Below are 17,170 nucleotides of genomic sequence, written 5' to 3'. Positions count from 1 at the left end.
CGGGGTGGCGTCATGCCGGGCGCAACTACTTCAGCAACCGCGACAACCGCCGGTCGGCGAGCGGCTTGCCCCCGGTCTGGCAGGTGGGGCAGTACTGCAACGACGAGTCGCTGAACGACACCTCCCGGACGGTGTCCCCGCAGACCGGACAGGGCTGACCGGTCCGCCCGTGCACCCGCATCCCCGTCCTCTTCTCCGCCTTGAGGTCCTCCGGCGCCAGCCCCCGGGCCCGCTCGACCGCCTCGGCCAGCGTCGTCCCGACCGCCGCGTACAGCCGCGCCACCTCCTCCTCGGACAGATCGGCGGCGAGCTTGAACGGCGACATCCGCGCCGCGTGCAGGATCTCGTCCGAATAGGCGTTGCCGATCCCGGCCAGCACGCTCTGGTCCCGCAACACGCCCTTGATCTGCCGCCGTTCGCCCGCCAGCATCCCGGCGAAGGTCGCCCGGGTGAAGCCGTCCTCCAGCGGATCGCGCCCGAGCCGCGCGACCCCGGGCACCTCCTGCGGATCCCGCACGACGTACAGCGCGAGGTGCTTCTGACTGCCGGCCTCCGTCACGTCGAACCCCGTACCCTCGGGCTCCCGGAGCCGCACCCGCAGCGCCAGCGGGCCCTTTCCCGGACGCGGCGGAGCCGCCGGCAGCCGCTCACTCCACCGGACCCATCCCGCCCGCCCCAGGTGCATCACAAGAAACAGCTCCCCGGCCCGGAGCGCGAGGAACTTGCCGTACCGGGCCACGCCCTCGAAGGCCCGCCCCTCCACCGCACCCAGCGGCGGATCGTAGGTCTTCAGCGCAGCCACCGACACCAGCTGCGCCCGGCCCACCACCCGCCCCGCCAGCCGCTCCTCCAGGAACCGTCCCAGCGCCTCGACCTCCGGCAATTCAGGCATATCCCCAGTCTGCCGCGGAGTCCGGCCCCCGGCCACAGAGCCCCGCCCAGAGCCCTGACCACAGCCCCGCCCACGGCCCTGCCCCCACCAAGGGAGAAGGAAGTGTGAATCCGCTACGGGGATCCGAACCGTGGATTACCTTGCCCCCGTGGACCAGTTGATCTCATCGGACCCGACGCACATAGGCCCGTACCGCCTGATCGCCCGACTGGGCGCCGGCGGTATGGGCCTGGTGTATCTGGGCCGTTCCGAGGCCGGGCGCACCGTCGCGGTCAAGGTCGTCCAGGACGAGCACGCACAGCATCCGGAGTTCCGCCGGCGTTTCGCCCGTGAGGTGGCCGCGGCCCGGCGGGTGGGCGGCACCTGGACGGCGGACGTGCTCGACGCCGACACCGAGGCCGCGGTGCCCTGGGTGGCGACCCAGTACATCCCGGGGCCCGACCTGACCACCGTGGTGGCGGACGACTACGGGCCGCTGCCCGAGCACTCCGTCCGGCTGCTGGCCAACCGCCTCGCCCTCGCCCTGCAGGCGGTGCACGAGGCGGGCCTGATCCACCGCGACCTCAAGCCGTCCAATGTGCTGGTGACGGTGGACGGACCGCGCGTGATCGACTTCGGTATCGCGCGGGCCATGGACACCCTCGCCGGGGACAGCCTGCACACCCGCACCGGCATGCTGATCGGATCCCCCGGTTTCATGTCGCCCGAGCAGGTCCGCGGCCTCGAACTCACCCCGGCCAGCGACGTGTTCTGCCTGGGCGCCGTCCTCGTCTACGCCGCCACCGGCCGCCTCCTCTTCGGGGCCACGGAGACCGGCCTGAACGCCCACCTCTTCCGCATCGCCGAGGAGGAGCCGGACCTGACCGGCGTACCGGAGACACTGCTCGACCTCGTACGCGCATGCCTCGACAAGGACCCGGCCCGACGGCCCGCCCTCCAGCAGGTCGCGGCCCGCACGAAGACGGACGCGGCGGGGGAGTGGCTGCCGGGCGCGGTCCTGGCCCAACTCGGCCGGCACGCCGCCCGGTTGCTGGACTACGGCCCCGAGACGGCCGTCGGCACACCCGGTGCGACTCCCGCCGGCGGGCCCGTGGCGGCCCCGGCAACCCCCGCCACCCCGCCCGGCCCGCCGCAACCGTCGACACCCCCACCGCCCGCGTACTCACCCACCGCCCCGGCCCGGCCCGCCACCCCGCAGGGCTTCGGACCACCCCTGAACCCGCCCGCCCAGGCCTGGCCCCCACCGGCCTCCCCGCCGAACCTCCAGAACCTCCAGGACCCGCCCCCGCACCCCAGGCGCTGGTGGGGCCTCGCGGTGGTCGGTCTGGTGCAGCTGTTCGTCCTGCTCGACGCGACGTCCCTGCACCTGGCGATGCCGACCATGGTGGCGGACCTGCACCTGCCCGCCGACGCCCTGAGCCCGCTGTTCACCGCCTACGAACTGGCCTTCGCCGCCCTGCTGTTGCTCGGCGGACACCTCGCCGACCTGATCGGCCGCAAGCGGATGCTGCTCATCGGACTGGCCGGCTTCGCGGCGGCCGCCGCATTCGGCGGAATGGCTCCCACCTCCGGCATGCTGATCGCGTCCCGCGCCGTCCAGGGCGCCTGTGCCGCCCTGCTGTCCCCGGCCGTACTGGCCCTGGTGACGGCCAACTTCCCCGAACCGAAGGCCCGGGGCCGGGCGTTCGGCATCTACGCCGCCATCGCCGCCGGCGGCTCGACGGCCGGCCTGCTCACCGGCGGCTGGCTGATCGAGAACCTCAGCTGGCGCTGGTGCCTGTTCGCCGACGTCCCGCTCGCCGTGATCGCCGTGATCGGTGTGGCCACCCTGGTCCACGACCGCCCGCTCCGCCCCCGCCGCCGCCTCGACGCTCCGGGCCTGCTGCTCGGCACCGGCGGCATCGTGGCCCTGGTCCGGGGCTTCCAGGAAACCGGCCCGCGCGGCTGGCTGGACCTCCTGGTCCTGGCCCTGCTCGCCTTCGGCGTCGTCCTCCTCCTGGCCTGCTTCCTCTGGCAGAACAGGACCCCCGACCCGCTCCTCCCGCCCCACCTCACCCAGGACCGCACCCGCCTCGGCTCCTTCCTCGGCCTGTTCCTGACCGGCGCGGGGACGCTCGCCCTCTTCCCGACCCTGACGACGTACCTGGAGAGCGTCCGCGGCTACTCCCCGACCGCCACCGCCACGGCCACCCTGCCCACCCTCGCCGCGATCCTGATCGGCTCCACCCAGGTCTCCGCCCGCCTGCTGCACCGCGTGCCGGCGCGCCATCTGATCGCACCGGGCCTGCTGCTCACCGCCTGCGGCCTCCTCCTGCTGACCCGCCTGGAGCCCGACAGCGACTACACCACCGTGCTCCTCCCCGGCATGGTCCTGGCCGGCCTCGGCCTCGGCATGGCCCTGATGCCGCTCTATTCCCTCGCCACGGGCGGCACCGCCGCCCAGGACGCCGGCGGGCTCGCGGCCGTGACCAGCACGGCCGACAAGGTGGGCGCGGCACTCGGCACCGCCCTGTTCAGCAGCGCCGTCGCCGCGGCCATCGCCGCCCGACTGGCCACCACCGACGGGCTTCCGCCGACCCTGGCCGCCGCGGCCCGCAGCGGCCAGGCCATCACCCCGGCCGGGCTCCCACCCCAACTCGCGGAAATGATCACCAAGGCAACCGTAGGCGGCTACACCGACACCCTCTGGTGGTCCCTCGCCCTCACCCTCCTCGCCGCCCTGTCCACGGCCCTGCTGATCAGGCCTACGATCCCGGCGTCCCTGGGACCTGTACGCAGTGGTCCGTGATGAGGCTGGGATGCCCTCGGCGCACGTTTCGAGGAGGGTTTCTCCTCTGGTGGCGGGGCGCCCGAGGCGGGCCGTCATATGCCGACAGTTGCTGTAGGCATATGCCTTCCTCGAAATGGCGACAAAGGCCGCCCGTTGTAGGCACTGTGGGGAACCAACGGGCGGTCAGTTACGTTTCAACAAGCAGCAGAAGGGCGCTGAATCCTTCTGAAGCAGCCTTTTGGCTCACCGTGGGCGTTGCTGCTGACGTCCAGTCAAGATGGTGGCCCTCCGGGTGGTCCCGGAGGCATGCATGGTGTCTGATCACGCTGGAGGTCGCCGTGAGAGGTCCCTGAGGTTCGACAGCGATGCCTGACAAGGCGTCATGTCTCCTGAATCCCGGGTCAGTTGACCCGCGAGATTCACTGCGGGTGACGCACCTGCAGCACATTTCACATCACTTGGAGGAAACATGTTCAGACTTCAGAGGAGTAGATCCCATGAGTACATCCGATACCGAACTTAAGCAATCCGTCCATCGATCCCTGATCTGGTCGCTCGTCATCGCTTTTGTGATCTCCTTGTTCGCGGCACTACTTACTGCTTGCGTGGATCTTGCGGCAGGGGCTCACGTAATGGAATCTCTGAAGAGCGCATGGGGAACCTTCTATGAGGTGGCAACCCTGTGCATGTTGGTTTTGACTGTTTTCTGGGCCGTAAGAATGGCAATCATTTTCAAAAGCTGAGTGCTTACCCATAAGCAAGGGCCCCGGTACGGACGCGTACCGGGGCCTCTTGCGTGTCAACGAGGGAAGGGGGCCGGGGCGCAGCAGCCATCGCCTCGGGTCACCAACCTGACCGACCGCTGGGAGGCGCAGGGGAAAGGAAAGGGCCGCCACCCCGGAGGAGTAGCGGCCCTTTGTGCAGATCTCGGAGGATCTTAGATGTCGTAGTAAAGCTCGAACTCGTGCGGGTGCGGGCGCAGCTGGATCGGGGCGATCTCGTTGGTGCGCTTGTAGTCGATCCAGGTCTCGATCAGGTCGGCGGTGAAGACGCCGCCCTGCTGGAGGTACTCGTTGTCCTCTTCGAGGGCGTCGAGGACGGCCGGGAGGGAGGTCGGGACCTGGGGGACGCCCGCGTGCTCCTCGGGGGCGAGCTCGTAGAGGTCCTTGTCGATCGGCTCGGCCGGCTCGATCTTGTTCTTGACGCCGTCCAGGCCCGCCAGGAGGAGGGCGGAGAAGGCGAGGTACGGGTTCGAGGACGGGTCCGGGGCGCGGAACTCGACGCGCTTGGCCTTGGGGTTGGAGCCCGTGATCGGGATGCGCATGGCCGCGGAGCGGTTGCGCTGGGAGTAGACCAGGTTGACCGGGGCCTCGAAGCCGGGGACCAGGCGGTGGTAGGAGTTCACCGTCGGGTTCGTGAAGGCGAGGAGCGAGGGGGCGTGCTTGAGGATGCCGCCGATGTAGTAGCGGGCGGTGTCCGAGAGGCCCGCGTAGCCCTGCTCGTCGTAGAAGAGGGGCTCGCCGCCCTGCCACAGGGACTGGTGGACGTGCATGCCGGAGCCGTTGTCACCGAAGATCGGCTTGGGCATGAAGGTGGCGGTCTTGCCGTTGCGCCAGGCGACGTTCTTCACGATGTACTTGAAGAGCATCAGGTCGTCGGCGGCGGCCAGCAGGGTGTTGAACTTGTAGTTGATCTCCGCCTGGCCGGCGGTGCCGACCTCGTGGTGCTGGCGCTCGACCTGCAGGCCGGCCTTGTCCAGCTCCAGGGAGATCTCGGCGCGCAGGTCGGCGAAGTGGTCGACCGGCGGGGCCGGGAAGTAGCCGCCCTTGTAGCGGACCTTGTAACCGCGGTTGTTCTCCTCGGAGCCGGTGTTCCAGGCGCCGGCCTCGGAGTCGATGTGGTAGAAGGACTCGTTCGACTTGGTCTCGAAGCGGACGTTGTCGAAGACGTAGAACTCGGCCTCCGGGCCGAAGAACGCGGTGTCCGCGATGCCCGTGGAGGCGAGGTAGGCCTCGGCCTTCTTGGCGATGTTGCGCGGGTCGCGGCTGTACTGCTCGCCGGTGATCGGGTCGTGGATGAAGAAGTTGACGTTGACCGTCTTGTCCCGGCGGAACGGGTCCACACGAGCGGTGGACAGGTCGGCACGCAGCGCCATGTCGGACTCGTGAATGGCCTGGAAACCACGGATCGAGGAGCCGTCGAACGCCAGCTCTTCGGCCGGGTCGAAGGCCGCTGCCGGGATCGTGAAGTGCTGCATCACACCGGGCAGGTCGCAGAAACGGACATCGATGAACTTGACGTCCTCGTCCGCGATGAACTTCTTGGCCTCGTCGGCGTTCTGGAACATCCAACTCCTCCTAGCCCGGTCACCGGTCGGCGGACGCGGGATTGCTACTCGGAACGCGACCAGTCCGGTGGCGCGCTCGCCCGACCATAGGCAGGCGGGATTTCTCAAGCATGACCCATTTGTTTCGCCGAGGTTAACCGCCGCGCGGTCCCTTTTACCCCCCAGTGTGCGCCCATGAGAGGGATTGCGGACCCGCTGGTGAGGCCAGGTTTCCGCCACCGTCGCGGGCGGCCCGCCTGCGCGTATACCGGCCCTCCGGGAAGGAAACGTATGCGGCCCCAGTACCGTGGACGGGTGGACAACAGGCAAGCAATCGGATCGTGGATCTCCGGGCCCCGCGCGGCAGCCGAGGACATGGGCGTCGAATTCGGATACCGCGGGCAGCGGCTCGGGCTGCCGGAGGAAGGGCCGGGGGCGCTCGCCCGCCCCGGGCGCCGGTTCGCCGCCCTCTTCATCGACTGGGCGCTGTGCCTGCTGATCGCCTACGGGCTCCTCAGCGGCGGCCGGGCGCAGTCGGCGAGCAACTGGGCACTGGTGGTCTTCGCGGTGCTCAGCGTGCTGACGGTCGGCACGGTCGGCTTCACGCCGGGCAAGCGGCTGCTGGGCCTGCGGGTGGTCGCCGAGGGCGGCGGCCGGATCTCGCTGCCGCGGGTGGTGCTGCGGACCCTGCTGCTCGTCCTGGTCATCCCCGCCGTCGTCTGGGACCGGGACGGCCGCGGACTGCACGACCGCCTGGTGCGCGCCGTCCAGGTGCGGATCTAACCGCCGTATTCCAGGTGCGGATCTAACCGCGGTATCGACATGTCACCCCGGATCGACGTGACACACCGGGTCGACAGGGAAAACGCGTGACATGACACACGGGTGGGGCCCGGGACCGTCGCGGTCCCGGGCCCCACCCGTGTCGGATCGGGGGGCTGCGCTCAGCGCGCCTTGCCGCCGCCCTTGGGCATCCGCATGCCCTTCGGCATCGGGCCCTTCGGTACGGGCATGTTGCTCATCAGGTCGCCCAGCGCGCGCAGCCGGTCGTTGACCGCGGTGACCTGGGCGCCGGGGAGGACCCGGGGCAGCTTCAGCAGGGTCGTGCGGAGCCTCTTCAGCGGGACCTGGCCCTCGCCGTCGCCCACCACGATGTCGTGGACCGGGGCGTCGGCGACGGTACGCGCCATCCGCTTCTTCTCGGCGGCCAGCAGGCCGCGCAGCCGGTTCGGGTTGCCCTCGCCGACCAGCACGATGCCGGCCTTGCCGACCGCGCGGTGCACGACGTCCTGGTTGCGGTTCATGGCCACCGCCGGGGTGACGGTCCAGCCGCGCCCGACGTTGTCCAGTACCGCGGCCGCCGCACCGGGCTGGCCTTCCATCTGCCCGAAGGCCGCGCGCTCGGCACGACGTCCGAAGATGATCGCCATCGCCAGGAAGGCCAGGACGAAGCCCAGGATTCCGGCGTAGACGGGGTGGCCGATCGCGAAGCCGATGGCAAGGAGGACGCCGAATACGACGATGCCTACGCCAGCGACGACAAGACCGACCTTGGAGTCGACCCGACGGGTCATCTTGTAGGTCAGGGCGATCTGCTTCAGCCGCCCGGGGTTCTCAGCGCCGGCAGCGCCGTTGGAGTGTGCCTTCCTCGCCATACAGCGAAGTTTACGTGGCGTGCGGACGCCGGGTCGCCGCGGCCTCCAGTACGTACGCCGCCTCGTGGCGGTCCTTGGCGCGGCGGCGGTCCTCCAGGACCGACGTCCAGGCGTTGCGGCGGGCGGTGCGCTGGCCGCCGCGCATCAGGACGGCCTCGACGGCACGCAGGGCGCCGGTGACGGAAGGGATGGGGCGGACGGGGGTGGCGCGGAGCGGCGCGGCCTGCATGGTCAGTGACTCCCTCTGGCTGTTCGGACAAGCAGGGGTGGTGTGGGAGCGGTGCGTGCATCCATCGTCACTCAACGGTGTTACCAACGGATGACCTGCCGGTCAAACACCAATGAAACGTTGACGCGGCCCGCCACGCCCCCTGTCCTGAGGGGAGTGCGGGCCGCGTGGTTCCAGCATGTGCCACATTTCACAAGACGGCGCGCCGGGAGGCGCCGGCCGGACTCAAACCGCCTGACTGGACGCCTCGACCTCGCGCCGCTCGATGGCCTGCTGGTAAAGGCGGCCGGCGCGGTACGAGGAGCGGACCAGCGGGCCGGACATGACGCCCGCGTAGCCGATCTCCTCGGCCTCCTCCTTGAGCTCCACGAACTCGGCCGGCTTGACCCAGCGCTCGATGGGGTGGTGCCGGACCGACGGGCGCAGGTACTGGGTGATCGTGATCAGCTCGCAGCCCGCGTCGTACAGGTCCTGGAGCGCCTGGCTGATCTCCTCGCGCTCCTCGCCCATGCCCAGGATCAGGTTGGACTTGGTGACCAGGCCGGCCTCGCGGGCCTTGGTGATCACCTCCAGCGACCGCTCGTAACGGAAGCCGGGGCGGATCCGCTTGAAGATCCGCGGGACCGTCTCGACGTTGTGGGCCAGCACCTCCGGGCGGGAGGAGAAGACCTCGGCGAGCTGCTCGGGGACCGCGTTGAAGTCCGGGATCAGCAGCTCGACGCCGGTGCCGGGCATCGCGGCGTGGATCTGCCGGACGGTCTCGGCGTACAGCCAGGCGCCGCCGTCCTCCAGGTCGTCGCGTGCGACGCCGGTGATCGTGGCGTACTTCAGGCCCATGGTCTGCACGGACTCGGCGACCCGGCGCGGCTCGTCGCGGTCCAGCGCCTGCGGCTTGCCGGTGTCGATCTGGCAGAAGTCACAACGACGGGTGCACTGGTCGCCGCCGATGAGGAACGTCGCCTCGCGGTCCTCCCAGCACTCGTAGATGTTGGGGCAGCCCGCCTCCTGGCAGACCGTGTGCAGGCCCTCGCTCTTGACCAGGCCCTGGAGGTGGTTGTACTCGGGACCCATTTTCGCCCGGGTCTTGATCCACTCGGGCTTGCGCTCGATGGGGGTCTGGCTGTTCCGGACCTCCAGGCGCAACATCTTGCGTCCGTCGGGTGCGACTGCGGACACGACCGGCTCCCTACCACTTCGTTTCTACGGCGCACACCAGGGTACGCCCGATAATTCGCACGTCTTTACGTGCATGGCAACCCCAGGTCGCAGGGTCGCATTCCCGCGCTGCCGGGGCGGTCGGACCGTCCCGTACCGCCGGGCGGTCAGACCGCCCGGGGCAGCAGCTCGGCGTTCTCCAGGACGTCGCGCAGATGCTTCTCCACCACGGGCAGCACCTCGGCGATGGTGATGTCCCGGCCCAGCTCACCGGCGAGCGAGGCCACCCCCGCGTCCCGGATGCCGCACGGCACGATCTTGTCGAACGAGGTGTTGTCCGGGTTCACGTTCAGCGAGAAGCCGTGCATCGTGACGCCCTTGGCGACCCGGATGCCGATCGCGGCGAGCTTGCGGTCCTCCCGGCGCTGGCCGGCGTTGGACGGTGCGTACTCCGGGCCGTTCAGCCGCGGGTCGAACAGCTCGTCCGCCAGCCGCGGGTCGAAGTCCAGATTGAGCCCGCCCAGGGCCGGCCGCTCCTCCAGCGGGTCGCCCAGCACCCAGACTCCGCTGCGGCCCTCGACCCGGCTGCCCTCGATGCCGAACTCGGCGCAGGCCCGGATCAGCGCCTCCTCCAGGCGCCGCACATGCGCGACGACGTCCACCGGGCGCGGCAGCTTCTGGATCGGGTAGCCGATCAGCTGGCCGGGGCCGTGCCAGGTGATCTTCCCGCCGCGGTCCACGTCGACGACCGGGGTGCCGTCCAGGGGGCGCTCGTCGTCGGACGTGCGCCGGCCCGCGGTGTAGACGGACAGATGCTCCAGCAGCAGACAGGTGTCGGGCACCTCGTCCGCGAACCGGGCGGCGTGGATCCGGCGCTGTTCCTGCCAGGCCGACTCGTAGTCGACCGCGTCGTCACCGAAGCCCAGGTGGACAAAGCGCAGCCCCTCGGGTGCGGGGGTCTCCCCCCGAGAGATCGCAGTCACGGCAGCTCCCATCCGAACTTCTGTTGCGCTGTGCGGCAACGTTGATGCCTTTCGATGCGTTCGCGCCCCCAGCAACTGTACGGCGGCCGGATCCGGTCCCCGCAGGCGGCCGGTGTACCCCCAGCAACCGCAGTCCCGCCCCTGCTCACACGATCGGATGAACGCGGGACGCAGGCCGCAAGTACGGCACCGAAGGCCGTTACATTCACGCCGTTCCAAGAGGGCGATGAGCATGCCGGACCGGGTGGGCCGAAACCGGCGCCCGGCCCGGAAGGCAGGAGACCGTAAAGCTGATGACGGAACGACCCGCACACACCCCCAACCGACAGCTCGCCGCACTCATCGCCGAGGCGGGCTTCTCCAACGCCGGTCTGGCCAGACGGGTCGACCAACTCGGCATCGAGCACGGCCTGGACCTCCGCTACGACAAGACCTCGGTCACCCGCTGGCTGCGCGGTCAGCAGCCCCGGGGCACCACCCCCGCGCTGATCGCGGAGGTCTTCACCCGCCGGCTCGGGCGCCGGCTGTCCGCCCAGGACCTCGGCCTGGACGCCTGTGCGCCGGTGTACGCCGGGCTGGAGTTCGCCGCGAGCCCCACCGAGGCGGTGGACATCGTCAGCGGACTGTGGCGCAAGGACTCCGGCAGCCACGCCGAGCTCCGCAAGATCGCCTTCACCCCGGCCGGTCTCGTGGTGCCCAGCCGCGACTGGCTGATCGGCCGGCCGGACGACCGGGTGGCCCGCGGCGAGCCGGCCACCGGCGAGGCCCCGGGTGCCGGCACCGGTACGGGCGCGGCCGAGAGCGCCGGCCGGGTGCCCGTCCAGGGCGGCCGGGCCTCGGTGCCCCGGCAGCGCCGGACCGCCGACCGGGTCGACCGCACCCAGGGCTCCAGGGTCACCTCCGGTGACATCGCCGCCCTGCGCTCGGTCGGCGAGCTGTTCCGGGCGCTGGACCACGCCTACGGCGGCGGCCACGCCCGGCAGGCCCTGGTGCGCTATCTGGAGCACGAGGCCGAGCCGATGCTGCGCGGCACCTACGGCGAGGCCACCGGCCGCCGGCTGTTCGCGGCGGTCGCCGATCTGACCCGGCTCGCGGGCTGGACCTCGTACGACATCGCCGCGCACGGCCTGGCGCAGCGGTACTTCGTCCAGGCCCTGCGGCTGGCCCAGGCGGCCGGCGACCGGGCGTACGGCTCCTACGTCCTGGTGACGATGAGCCGGCAGGCCGTCTATCTGGGGCACGGCAGAGAGGCCGTCCAGCTGGCGCGCGTCGCCCAGCAGGGCATCGGCAGCGGCGCGCCGCCCGCCGTCCAGGCGCTGCTGCACTCCGCGGAGGCCCGTGGCCACGGTGTCCTGGGCGAGGTCCGGGCCTGTACGGCGGCGCTGGCCCGCGCGGAACGGGCGCTGGAGACCTCCCGCCCCGGGGACGACACCCCGTACTGGGCGCGCTTCTTCGACGAGGCCCAGCTCGCCGACGAACTGGCGCACTGCCACCGCGATCTCCAGCAGTACCGCGCGGCCTCCCAGCACGCCGAGCGCTCCCTGCAGCTGCGCGCCGCCGGGTTCGCCCGCAGCCGGCTGTTCTGCCGGGTGGTGCTGGCGACCGCGCGGCTGGGCCTGGGCGAGCTGGAGCAGGCCTGCACGCTCGGTGCCGAGGCGGCGCTCCAGGCGTCCGAGATGCGGTCGGTGCGGGCCCATGAGTACGTCAGGGAGTTCGAGCGCCGCCTGGAGCCGTACCGGGACGCGGCGCCGGTGCGCGGCTACCGCGAGCGGATCGCCGCGCTGGGCTGAGCAGCCGCGCGGGGGAGCCGGGCCGGGCGGTGCGCCGGGCCCGGCCGGCCCCGGTGGTCAGGCCGCCGGGCGCAGGACGTCCGGTTCGGTGGTGAGGGCCGGCAGCCCGAAGTCCGTCAGCAGGGCGCGGGCCGCCCGCCGGCCCGAGTTCAGCGCGCCCTGGAGCGTGCCGGCATCGCGGTGGTCGCCGCAGACGTAGAGCCCGGCCAGCACCCGTACGGGCCGCTGCGGATCGTGCGGGGCCGGCATCGCCGGGACCGCGTACGGGTCGTGATGGCCGGTCAGCAGCTCCCAGTCGTCGGTGTGCGCCCCGTAGAGCCGCTCCAGCTGGGGCCGGACCGTCTTGTCGAGGACGGACAGCGGCAGCGCCGCCGCGGCGCCGAGCACGGTCGTGGTGATCAGTGGCCGGCCGGGCGGCGTACGGGACGGGTCGACCGCCCCGGCGCGGAAGCTGCAGGCGACCGGCCCGTCCACCGGCAGGATCGCCGTGGTGGCGTCCCGGGACGGCATACCGCGGCCGTCCGCACCGGCCGGGACGGTGTGGTGCAGCACCGTCACCGGGTGGAAGGCGGGCACCCGCAGGCCCGGTAGCAGTTCGGCGGCGTCGCGGGCGCCGGTGGCCAGCAGGACCGCCCGGCAGGGGATCCGGCCGTGCTCGGCGGTGCTGACGCCCGTGGTGGAGACCGAGGTGACCTGGACGGACGTGCGGACCGTGCCGGGCGGCAGGCCGGCCGCGAGCAGGTCGGGGACGGCCGAGGAGCCGCCGGCCGGCATCCACAGGCGGCCGGCCTCCGCGTAGCCGCGCAGCGCGAGCGCGGCGCTCCGGCTGGAGCCGCGCAGCCGTGGATCGCACAGCAGCATGCCCAGCAGCGGCCGCAGGAAGACGTCCGGGGTGCGGGGCGGGAAGGTGGGCCGGGTCGCCAGGGCGTCCTGGATCGGACGGTCGGCGCGTGCGAGGGCGCGCGCCGCGGAGAGTGCGCCCCTTGTGCTCCGGGAGCCGCTGATGTGCTGCGCCCGCTGGCCGTTGTGCACGCTCAGCACCGGGGCGAACGGACGGAGCGTCAGATCTCCGAGCCCCGGCGTGCGGCGCAGTTCGGCGGCGGAGACGGCCAGCGGCCGGCCGCAGCGGTCCAGCCGGAAGCCGTCGAGCCGGTCGGTGACGGAGCGGCCACCGATCCGCGCGGCGGCCTCCAGGACCGTGACCGACACCCCCGCGCCGGTCAGGTGGCGGGCGGCGGCGAGACCGGCCGGGCCGGCTCCCACGATGACGACGTCCACGGTCGATGCGGTACGCAGCACATGGCCTCCCGAGGTCGGTCCCAGCGGCGGTGCACGCATTGTCATGCCCTCTGAGGCCGCGAGGAATGCCGAGCGGTGTGTGCGGAAAAGTAGGGAGCCGCCGGCGCGTACGACAGGGGGCGCACGGGGCGCGTCGAAGCGGCCTCGGCGAATGTTTGCCGGCGGCCGCCGGCGGCCGCGGCCGTCTATCGGGGCTGGACGGCGCCCGGCCGCGCCCCCCTCAGTCGAGCGCCGCCCGGACCGCCTCGACGATCCGCGGGTGCGTGAACGTGAACCCGGACTCCAGCAGCCGCTTCGGCACCACCCGCTGGCTGCCCAGCACGTCCCCGGCGAACTCACCGAGTGCGATCCGCAGCACCGGCGCCGGGACGGAGAACAGCGTGGGGCGGTGCAGCACCCGGCCCATCACGGCGGTGACCTCCCGGTTGGTCACCGGTTCCGGCGCGGTGAGGTTGACCGGACCGGTCAGCTCCTCGGTGGTCACGAGGTGACGGAGCGCCGCGATGTGGTCGTGCAGGGAGATGAAGCTCCAGTACTGGCTGCCGTCGCCGAGCCGCCCGCCCAGACCGAGCCGGAAGACCGGGAAGAGCCGCCCCCAGGCACCGCCCGAGCGCGCCACGACCAGGCCGGTGCGGGCGAAGACGGTGCGGATGCCGGCGTCCTGGGCCGGCCGCGCGGCGGCCTCCCAGTCCACGCACACCCCGGGCAGGAAACCGTGGCCGGCCGGCGCGCTCTCGTCCGTCCGCCGGTCCCCGGTGTCCCCGTAGTAGCCGATCGCGCTGCCCGAGACGAAGACCCGCGGCGGGACGTCCATCGAGGCGAGCGCCTCCGCCAGGGCCCGGGTGCCGAGCACCCGGCTGTCGCGGATCTGCTGCTTGTACGCGGCGGTCCAGCGGTGGTCGCCGACGCCCGCGCCCGCGAGGTGGACCACCGCCTCGCAGCCGGTCAGCCCCGCGGTGTCGACCTGCTGCCGCGCGGGGTCCCAGCGCACCTCGTCGGCGGAGGCCGGGGCACGCCGGACGAGCCGGACGACGTCGTGGCCGTCCGTGCGCAAGGAGCGTACGAGGGCCGTGCCGATGAGTCCGGTCGAGCCGGTGATCGCGATCCGCATGCGCCCATACTGCCCGGGCCCGGTGTCCGGCGACGACAACTGCCCGGCGCGGGGCCCGAGTCCCTATGGCCGGAAACGGTCCCAGAGGAGGGGGAAGCGTTCGGCGAGGGTCTCGTCGTCGTCGAAGTCGATGTACGTGCCGAGGGGTTCGCGGGGCGGCGGCGGGAGGTCCAGGTCCGGCATCGACCCGCCGGTCATCTGCTCGTAGGCCTCGTCGGCCGCGTACCCCACCTCCTCGGCGTCCCCGTCCACCGACTCGTCGAAGTCGTCGAGGAGCTCGGCGAGCTGGTCCGGGTCGTGCACCCCGCCCTCGAAGACCTCCCGGCCCTGGGCGATCAGCCAGCAGCGGAAGTAGTCGAAGGCGTCGTCGCTGCAGCCGTCCAGCAGGACCGCGGCCGCCGCCCACAGGTCCCAGGTGTACGCCCTGTTGTAGCGGGACTCGAAGTGGCGGGCGAAGTCCACGACGGCGTCCGGGTCGCGCCTGAGCAGCCGCTCGACCAGCGCGTCGGCCTGCTCCTCGGGTTCCCCCTCGGCCGCCTCGCGCGAGTCGTCGATCAGCTCCCAGAACTCCGTCTCGTCCATCACCGCTCCAGCATCTGCCCTGCGGGGGTGTGCCGCATGCGGAGTCCCCCGGATGCTGCCGTGCCGTCGTCCGGGCCGGACCGGGCCGGAGAGCGGCTGCCGTCCGGGGCGGGGGAGGGGGGATGAGCAGGCAGGGAGCGGGGGGACGGGCGGGCCGGGCGCGGGCGGTGGCCGGGAGCGGACGGGCCGCGCGGGGCCGGCCGGGCCGTCGGGTGACCGCCCCAAGAATCACTCGTTGGAAGGCGTGCAACAACCAAACGACGGCATATACGGCATAGTCGGTAAATCTGCCAATTCCTGAAGGGCTGTTTCAGGCCATGCCCATGGACGAACGCACCCGGGCCGACGTCGAACGGGCCGAGGCGGCCCTCGTCGAGCACTATCCGCGGCTGGTCCGCCTCGCCTATCTCGTCCTGCCCCCGTCGATGGGCCGCCACCGCCGGGTGCTCACCGCGCACGGCCTGGTCCAGCGGGCCCTGCCGCGCACCGGTCGCCGGCGCCGCCCGGACGGCGGGCTGCCGGCCCAGCGCGGCCCGCTGCCCGAGAACGGCTACGACCTGGTACGGCTGCGGACCCTGCGGCTGGCCCTGGCCCACGAGGGCCGGCCCGGCCGGGGGCTCCCGGCGGTGCCCCGGGTCTGGGGCCTGCGGCTGTTCCCCCGGGCCGGCGGCGTCGATGAACTCGCCCTGGACCAGGCGCTGTCCGCCGTCCCGGCGTCGGTCCGGGCCGCCATCGGACTGTGGCAGCTGGAGGGTCTGGACGAGGACGCGGTGCGGGCACTGCTGGAACGGGCCGGGGCCACCGACCCCGAGGCCGCGCAGCGGGCGGCCGAGCAACTGGACCGGGAGACCGGCGCGGGGGCCGCGGCACTGCTGAACTCCGGGGAGTTCGACCCCTGTACGGTCCAGACCCGGCCGACGGACCTGCTGCGCCGCCGGCAGCGGCTGCGGGCCGCGGTGGCGCTGGCGGCCGTCGCGGCGATCGGCGCGGTGGTCGCGGCGGTGCCCAGCGGTGGCGGCGACCCGGCGGCCCGCCCGGCGACCCCCGCCGAGCAGGCGCTGGACCCCACCAAACTGCTGCGCACCCGCACCGAACAGTGGTCCGACACCGCGCGGCTGGACTTCACCGCCTGGCCCGCGCGCGGCCGGCAGGCCGGCGACAAGGAACTGCTGGGCCGGGCGCTGCGGGTCTGGGCGGCACCGCCCGCCGACGCCCGGATCACCGCCTCCGCGGACACCTCCACCCGCCCGCCCGACCATCCCCCGCAGCTGCTGTACGCCGGTCTGATCGACAACGTCATGGTGGTCGTCCTGCACGACGGCGAACGACTGGTCCGCTACGCCGAGCCCGAAGACGCCACCCCCACCCTGCACTTCGCGCGGGTGGACGACGCGGACCTGACGACCGGCGCCGCGCTGGTGATCGGCCGCGGCAACGGCTGGATGCGCTATCTCCTCGCCCCCTGGATCTCCGACATCGCCGTCCGCGACCTGCTCACGCCGGGCGCCCCGCCGCACGGGCTGCACGTCGCCCCCGACGGCGTCACCGACCGCATCCCGCTCCCCCCGCCGGCGGGCGGCGGCTGCGGGCGCTGGCCGGTGGCGCAGTTCCGCCCCTCGACGCGGATCGGGGCGCCGGCCCCGCCCTTCCTGCTGGCCGACCTCAACGACCTCGTCCCCGTCCACCTCACCTACGTACCGCCGCCGCCCGCCGGCGCCGCGGGCCCGGTCGCGGGGCAGCGCGAGGCCACCGACCCCGCGGCCCTGGGGACCTGGGCCCGTACGGCCTGCGGGCTGGGCGCGCTGCGGGGCACCGGCGTACGGTCCGTCAGCGACTGGGCGTTCGCCGTGCAGCGGCTCCCCGAGGACGGTGGCAGCGCGACCTGGGTGTGCACCCGCGCCGACACCTGGCGCGGGCCCGGGAGCGCGACCGTCCGCTTCCTGCCGCCCGCCGTACGTCCGGGCGACCCCGGCCGGATCGCCGGCCGGTCCGACGGCACCGCCGCGTGCAGCCGCTACGGCCCGCACGTCGTCGGGGACGTCCCCTGGAGGTCGCCGTCCGGGAAGTGGTACCTGCTGGCCGCGGGTGGCCCGGACGTCGTGGGTCTCGACGCCACCGGCGCCCTCCGGGCCACCGCCGAAGGCCCCGCCCTTGCCGCACCGGCCCCCGGCCCGGCCCCCGCCGCCGAGGTCGTCGGACGGCTGCGGAACGGGGGGAGCGTGCGGGCCTTCCGGCCGTAGGGGAGTGGCCAGGAGGAGCCGGCCGGCGGTGCGGCGCGCGGCATCCTCCCCGGGCCGGGAATCCGGACAGAAGGTGTCGGGATTCGGTGCCAGAGTCACCGTGCGCCGGGCCGGGCGAGCCCTGCTGGGCCGCCGGCC

The 17,170-nt window shown here is 72.6% G+C and carries 14 protein-coding genes; 5 read left to right on the top strand and 9 right to left on the bottom strand.

Going from position 1 to position 17,170, the window contains the following annotated elements:
- Positions 1 to 25: 25 nt before the first annotated feature.
- The gene (locus tag ACGF4C_RS07020; RefSeq protein WP_393563896.1) at positions 26 to 892 is read right to left on the bottom strand and encodes an Fpg/Nei family DNA glycosylase; all 867 of its coding nucleotides are present in this window, start codon (positions 890 to 892) and stop codon (positions 26 to 28) included.
- A gap of 148 nt (positions 893 to 1,040) precedes the next feature.
- Here ACGF4C_RS07020 and ACGF4C_RS07015 point away from each other — a divergent pair, with 148 nt between their 5' ends.
- Together ACGF4C_RS07015 and ACGF4C_RS07010 are read left to right on the top strand one after the other, a co-directional pair.
- Positions 1,041 to 3,680 (top strand): MDR family MFS transporter, encoded by a 2,640-nt coding sequence (locus ACGF4C_RS07015; RefSeq protein WP_393563895.1) that lies wholly within the window; start codon positions 1,041 to 1,043, stop codon positions 3,678 to 3,680.
- A 479-nt stretch (positions 3,681 to 4,159) separates the two neighbouring features.
- On the top strand, positions 4,160 to 4,405 hold the full coding sequence (locus tag ACGF4C_RS07010) for a hypothetical protein (protein ID WP_393563893.1): 246 nt from the start codon (positions 4,160 to 4,162) through the stop codon (positions 4,403 to 4,405).
- A 194-nt stretch (positions 4,406 to 4,599) separates the two neighbouring features.
- On the opposite strand, the gene glnA is transcribed toward ACGF4C_RS07010, so the two are convergent.
- Positions 4,600 to 6,009 (bottom strand): type I glutamate--ammonia ligase, encoded by a 1,410-nt coding sequence (gene glnA, locus ACGF4C_RS07005; protein ID WP_030414834.1) that lies wholly within the window; start codon positions 6,007 to 6,009, stop codon positions 4,600 to 4,602.
- Positions 6,010 to 6,303: 294 nt separating this feature from the next.
- Between glnA and ACGF4C_RS07000 the strand changes: the two genes are divergently transcribed.
- Positions 6,304 to 6,771 (top strand): RDD family protein, encoded by a 468-nt coding sequence (locus ACGF4C_RS07000; RefSeq protein WP_199812505.1) that lies wholly within the window; start codon positions 6,304 to 6,306, stop codon positions 6,769 to 6,771.
- A gap of 161 nt (positions 6,772 to 6,932) precedes the next feature.
- Here ACGF4C_RS07000 and ACGF4C_RS06995 read toward each other — a convergent pair whose 3' ends face one another.
- The 4 genes from ACGF4C_RS06995 to lipB all read right to left on the bottom strand — a co-directional run bounded on the left by ACGF4C_RS06995 (position 6,933) and on the right by lipB (position 10,022).
- Positions 6,933 to 7,643: a DUF4191 domain-containing protein gene (locus ACGF4C_RS06995; protein WP_393563891.1), complete on the bottom strand. Its 711-nt coding sequence runs from the start codon at positions 7,641 to 7,643 to the stop codon at positions 6,933 to 6,935.
- Positions 7,644 to 7,653: 10 nt separating this feature from the next.
- Positions 7,654 to 7,872 carry a hypothetical protein gene (locus ACGF4C_RS06990; RefSeq protein WP_393563889.1) on the bottom strand — a complete coding sequence of 73 codons (219 nt, stop codon included), beginning with the start codon at positions 7,870 to 7,872 and terminating at the stop codon, positions 7,654 to 7,656.
- Between the two features lie 225 nt (positions 7,873 to 8,097).
- Complete coding sequence (lipA, locus tag ACGF4C_RS06985) at positions 8,098 to 9,048, bottom strand: lipoyl synthase (RefSeq protein ID WP_030414838.1); 951 nt, start codon at positions 9,046 to 9,048, stop codon at positions 8,098 to 8,100.
- Between the two features lie 146 nt (positions 9,049 to 9,194).
- The gene (gene lipB / locus ACGF4C_RS06980; RefSeq protein ID WP_393563887.1) at positions 9,195 to 10,022 is read right to left on the bottom strand and encodes a lipoyl(octanoyl) transferase LipB; all 828 of its coding nucleotides are present in this window, start codon (positions 10,020 to 10,022) and stop codon (positions 9,195 to 9,197) included.
- A gap of 281 nt (positions 10,023 to 10,303) precedes the next feature.
- On the opposite strand from lipB, the gene ACGF4C_RS06975 reads away from it, so the two are divergent.
- On the top strand, positions 10,304 to 11,800 hold the full coding sequence (locus ACGF4C_RS06975) for a regulator (RefSeq protein WP_393563886.1): 1,497 nt from the start codon (positions 10,304 to 10,306) through the stop codon (positions 11,798 to 11,800).
- Positions 11,801 to 11,857: 57 nt separating this feature from the next.
- Here ACGF4C_RS06975 and ACGF4C_RS06970 read toward each other — a convergent pair whose 3' ends face one another.
- The 3 genes from ACGF4C_RS06970 to ACGF4C_RS06960 form a co-directional block, all read right to left on the bottom strand.
- The gene (locus ACGF4C_RS06970) at positions 11,858 to 13,099 is read right to left on the bottom strand and encodes an FAD-dependent oxidoreductase (protein WP_393563884.1); all 1,242 of its coding nucleotides are present in this window, start codon (positions 13,097 to 13,099) and stop codon (positions 11,858 to 11,860) included.
- Between the two features lie 220 nt (positions 13,100 to 13,319).
- Positions 13,320 to 14,210: a TIGR01777 family oxidoreductase gene (locus tag ACGF4C_RS06965; RefSeq protein WP_393563882.1), complete on the bottom strand. Its 891-nt coding sequence runs from the start codon at positions 14,208 to 14,210 to the stop codon at positions 13,320 to 13,322.
- Positions 14,211 to 14,273: 63 nt separating this feature from the next.
- Positions 14,274 to 14,792: a DUF4240 domain-containing protein gene (locus ACGF4C_RS06960; protein WP_393563880.1), complete on the bottom strand. Its 519-nt coding sequence runs from the start codon at positions 14,790 to 14,792 to the stop codon at positions 14,274 to 14,276.
- Positions 14,793 to 15,115: 323 nt separating this feature from the next.
- Between ACGF4C_RS06960 and ACGF4C_RS06955 the strand changes: the two genes are divergently transcribed.
- Entirely contained in the window at positions 15,116 to 17,032 is a 1,917-nt protein-coding gene (locus ACGF4C_RS06955; RefSeq protein WP_393563879.1) for a hypothetical protein, read from the top strand.
- Positions 17,033 to 17,170: the final 138 nt, after the last annotated feature.

The organism is Streptomyces sp. NPDC048197 (genome assembly GCF_043202395.1).
Lineage (GTDB): Bacteria > Actinomycetota > Actinomycetes > Streptomycetales > Streptomycetaceae > Streptomyces > Streptomyces siderophoricus.
This window is presented reverse-complemented; position numbering and strand designations above follow the sequence as displayed.

What these genes read in the sequence shown, in the direction of transcription:
- ACGF4C_RS07020 (WP_393563896.1), bottom strand. Translation starts at nt 892, where the DNA reads ATGCCTGAATTGCCGGAGGTCGAGGCGCTGGGACGGTTCCTGGAGGAG.
- ACGF4C_RS07010 (WP_393563893.1), top strand. Translation starts at nt 4,160, where the DNA reads ATGAGTACATCCGATACCGAACTTAAGCAATCCGTCCATCGATCCCTG.
- glnA (WP_030414834.1), bottom strand. Translation starts at nt 6,009, where the DNA reads ATGTTCCAGAACGCCGACGAGGCCAAGAAGTTCATCGCGGACGAGGAC.
- ACGF4C_RS06995 (WP_393563891.1), bottom strand. Translation starts at nt 7,643, where the DNA reads ATGGCGAGGAAGGCACACTCCAACGGCGCTGCCGGCGCTGAGAACCCC.
- ACGF4C_RS06990 (WP_393563889.1), bottom strand. Translation starts at nt 7,872, where the DNA reads ATGCAGGCCGCGCCGCTCCGCGCCACCCCCGTCCGCCCCATCCCTTCC.
- lipB (WP_393563887.1), bottom strand. Translation starts at nt 10,022, where the DNA reads ATGGGAGCTGCCGTGACTGCGATCTCTCGGGGGGAGACCCCCGCACCC.
- ACGF4C_RS06975 (WP_393563886.1), top strand. Translation starts at nt 10,304, where the DNA reads ATGACGGAACGACCCGCACACACCCCCAACCGACAGCTCGCCGCACTC.
- ACGF4C_RS06965 (WP_393563882.1), bottom strand. Translation starts at nt 14,210, where the DNA reads ATGCGGATCGCGATCACCGGCTCGACCGGACTCATCGGCACGGCCCTC.
- ACGF4C_RS06960 (WP_393563880.1), bottom strand. Translation starts at nt 14,792, where the DNA reads ATGGACGAGACGGAGTTCTGGGAGCTGATCGACGACTCGCGCGAGGCG.
- ACGF4C_RS06955 (WP_393563879.1), top strand. Translation starts at nt 15,116, where the DNA reads ATGGACGAACGCACCCGGGCCGACGTCGAACGGGCCGAGGCGGCCCTC.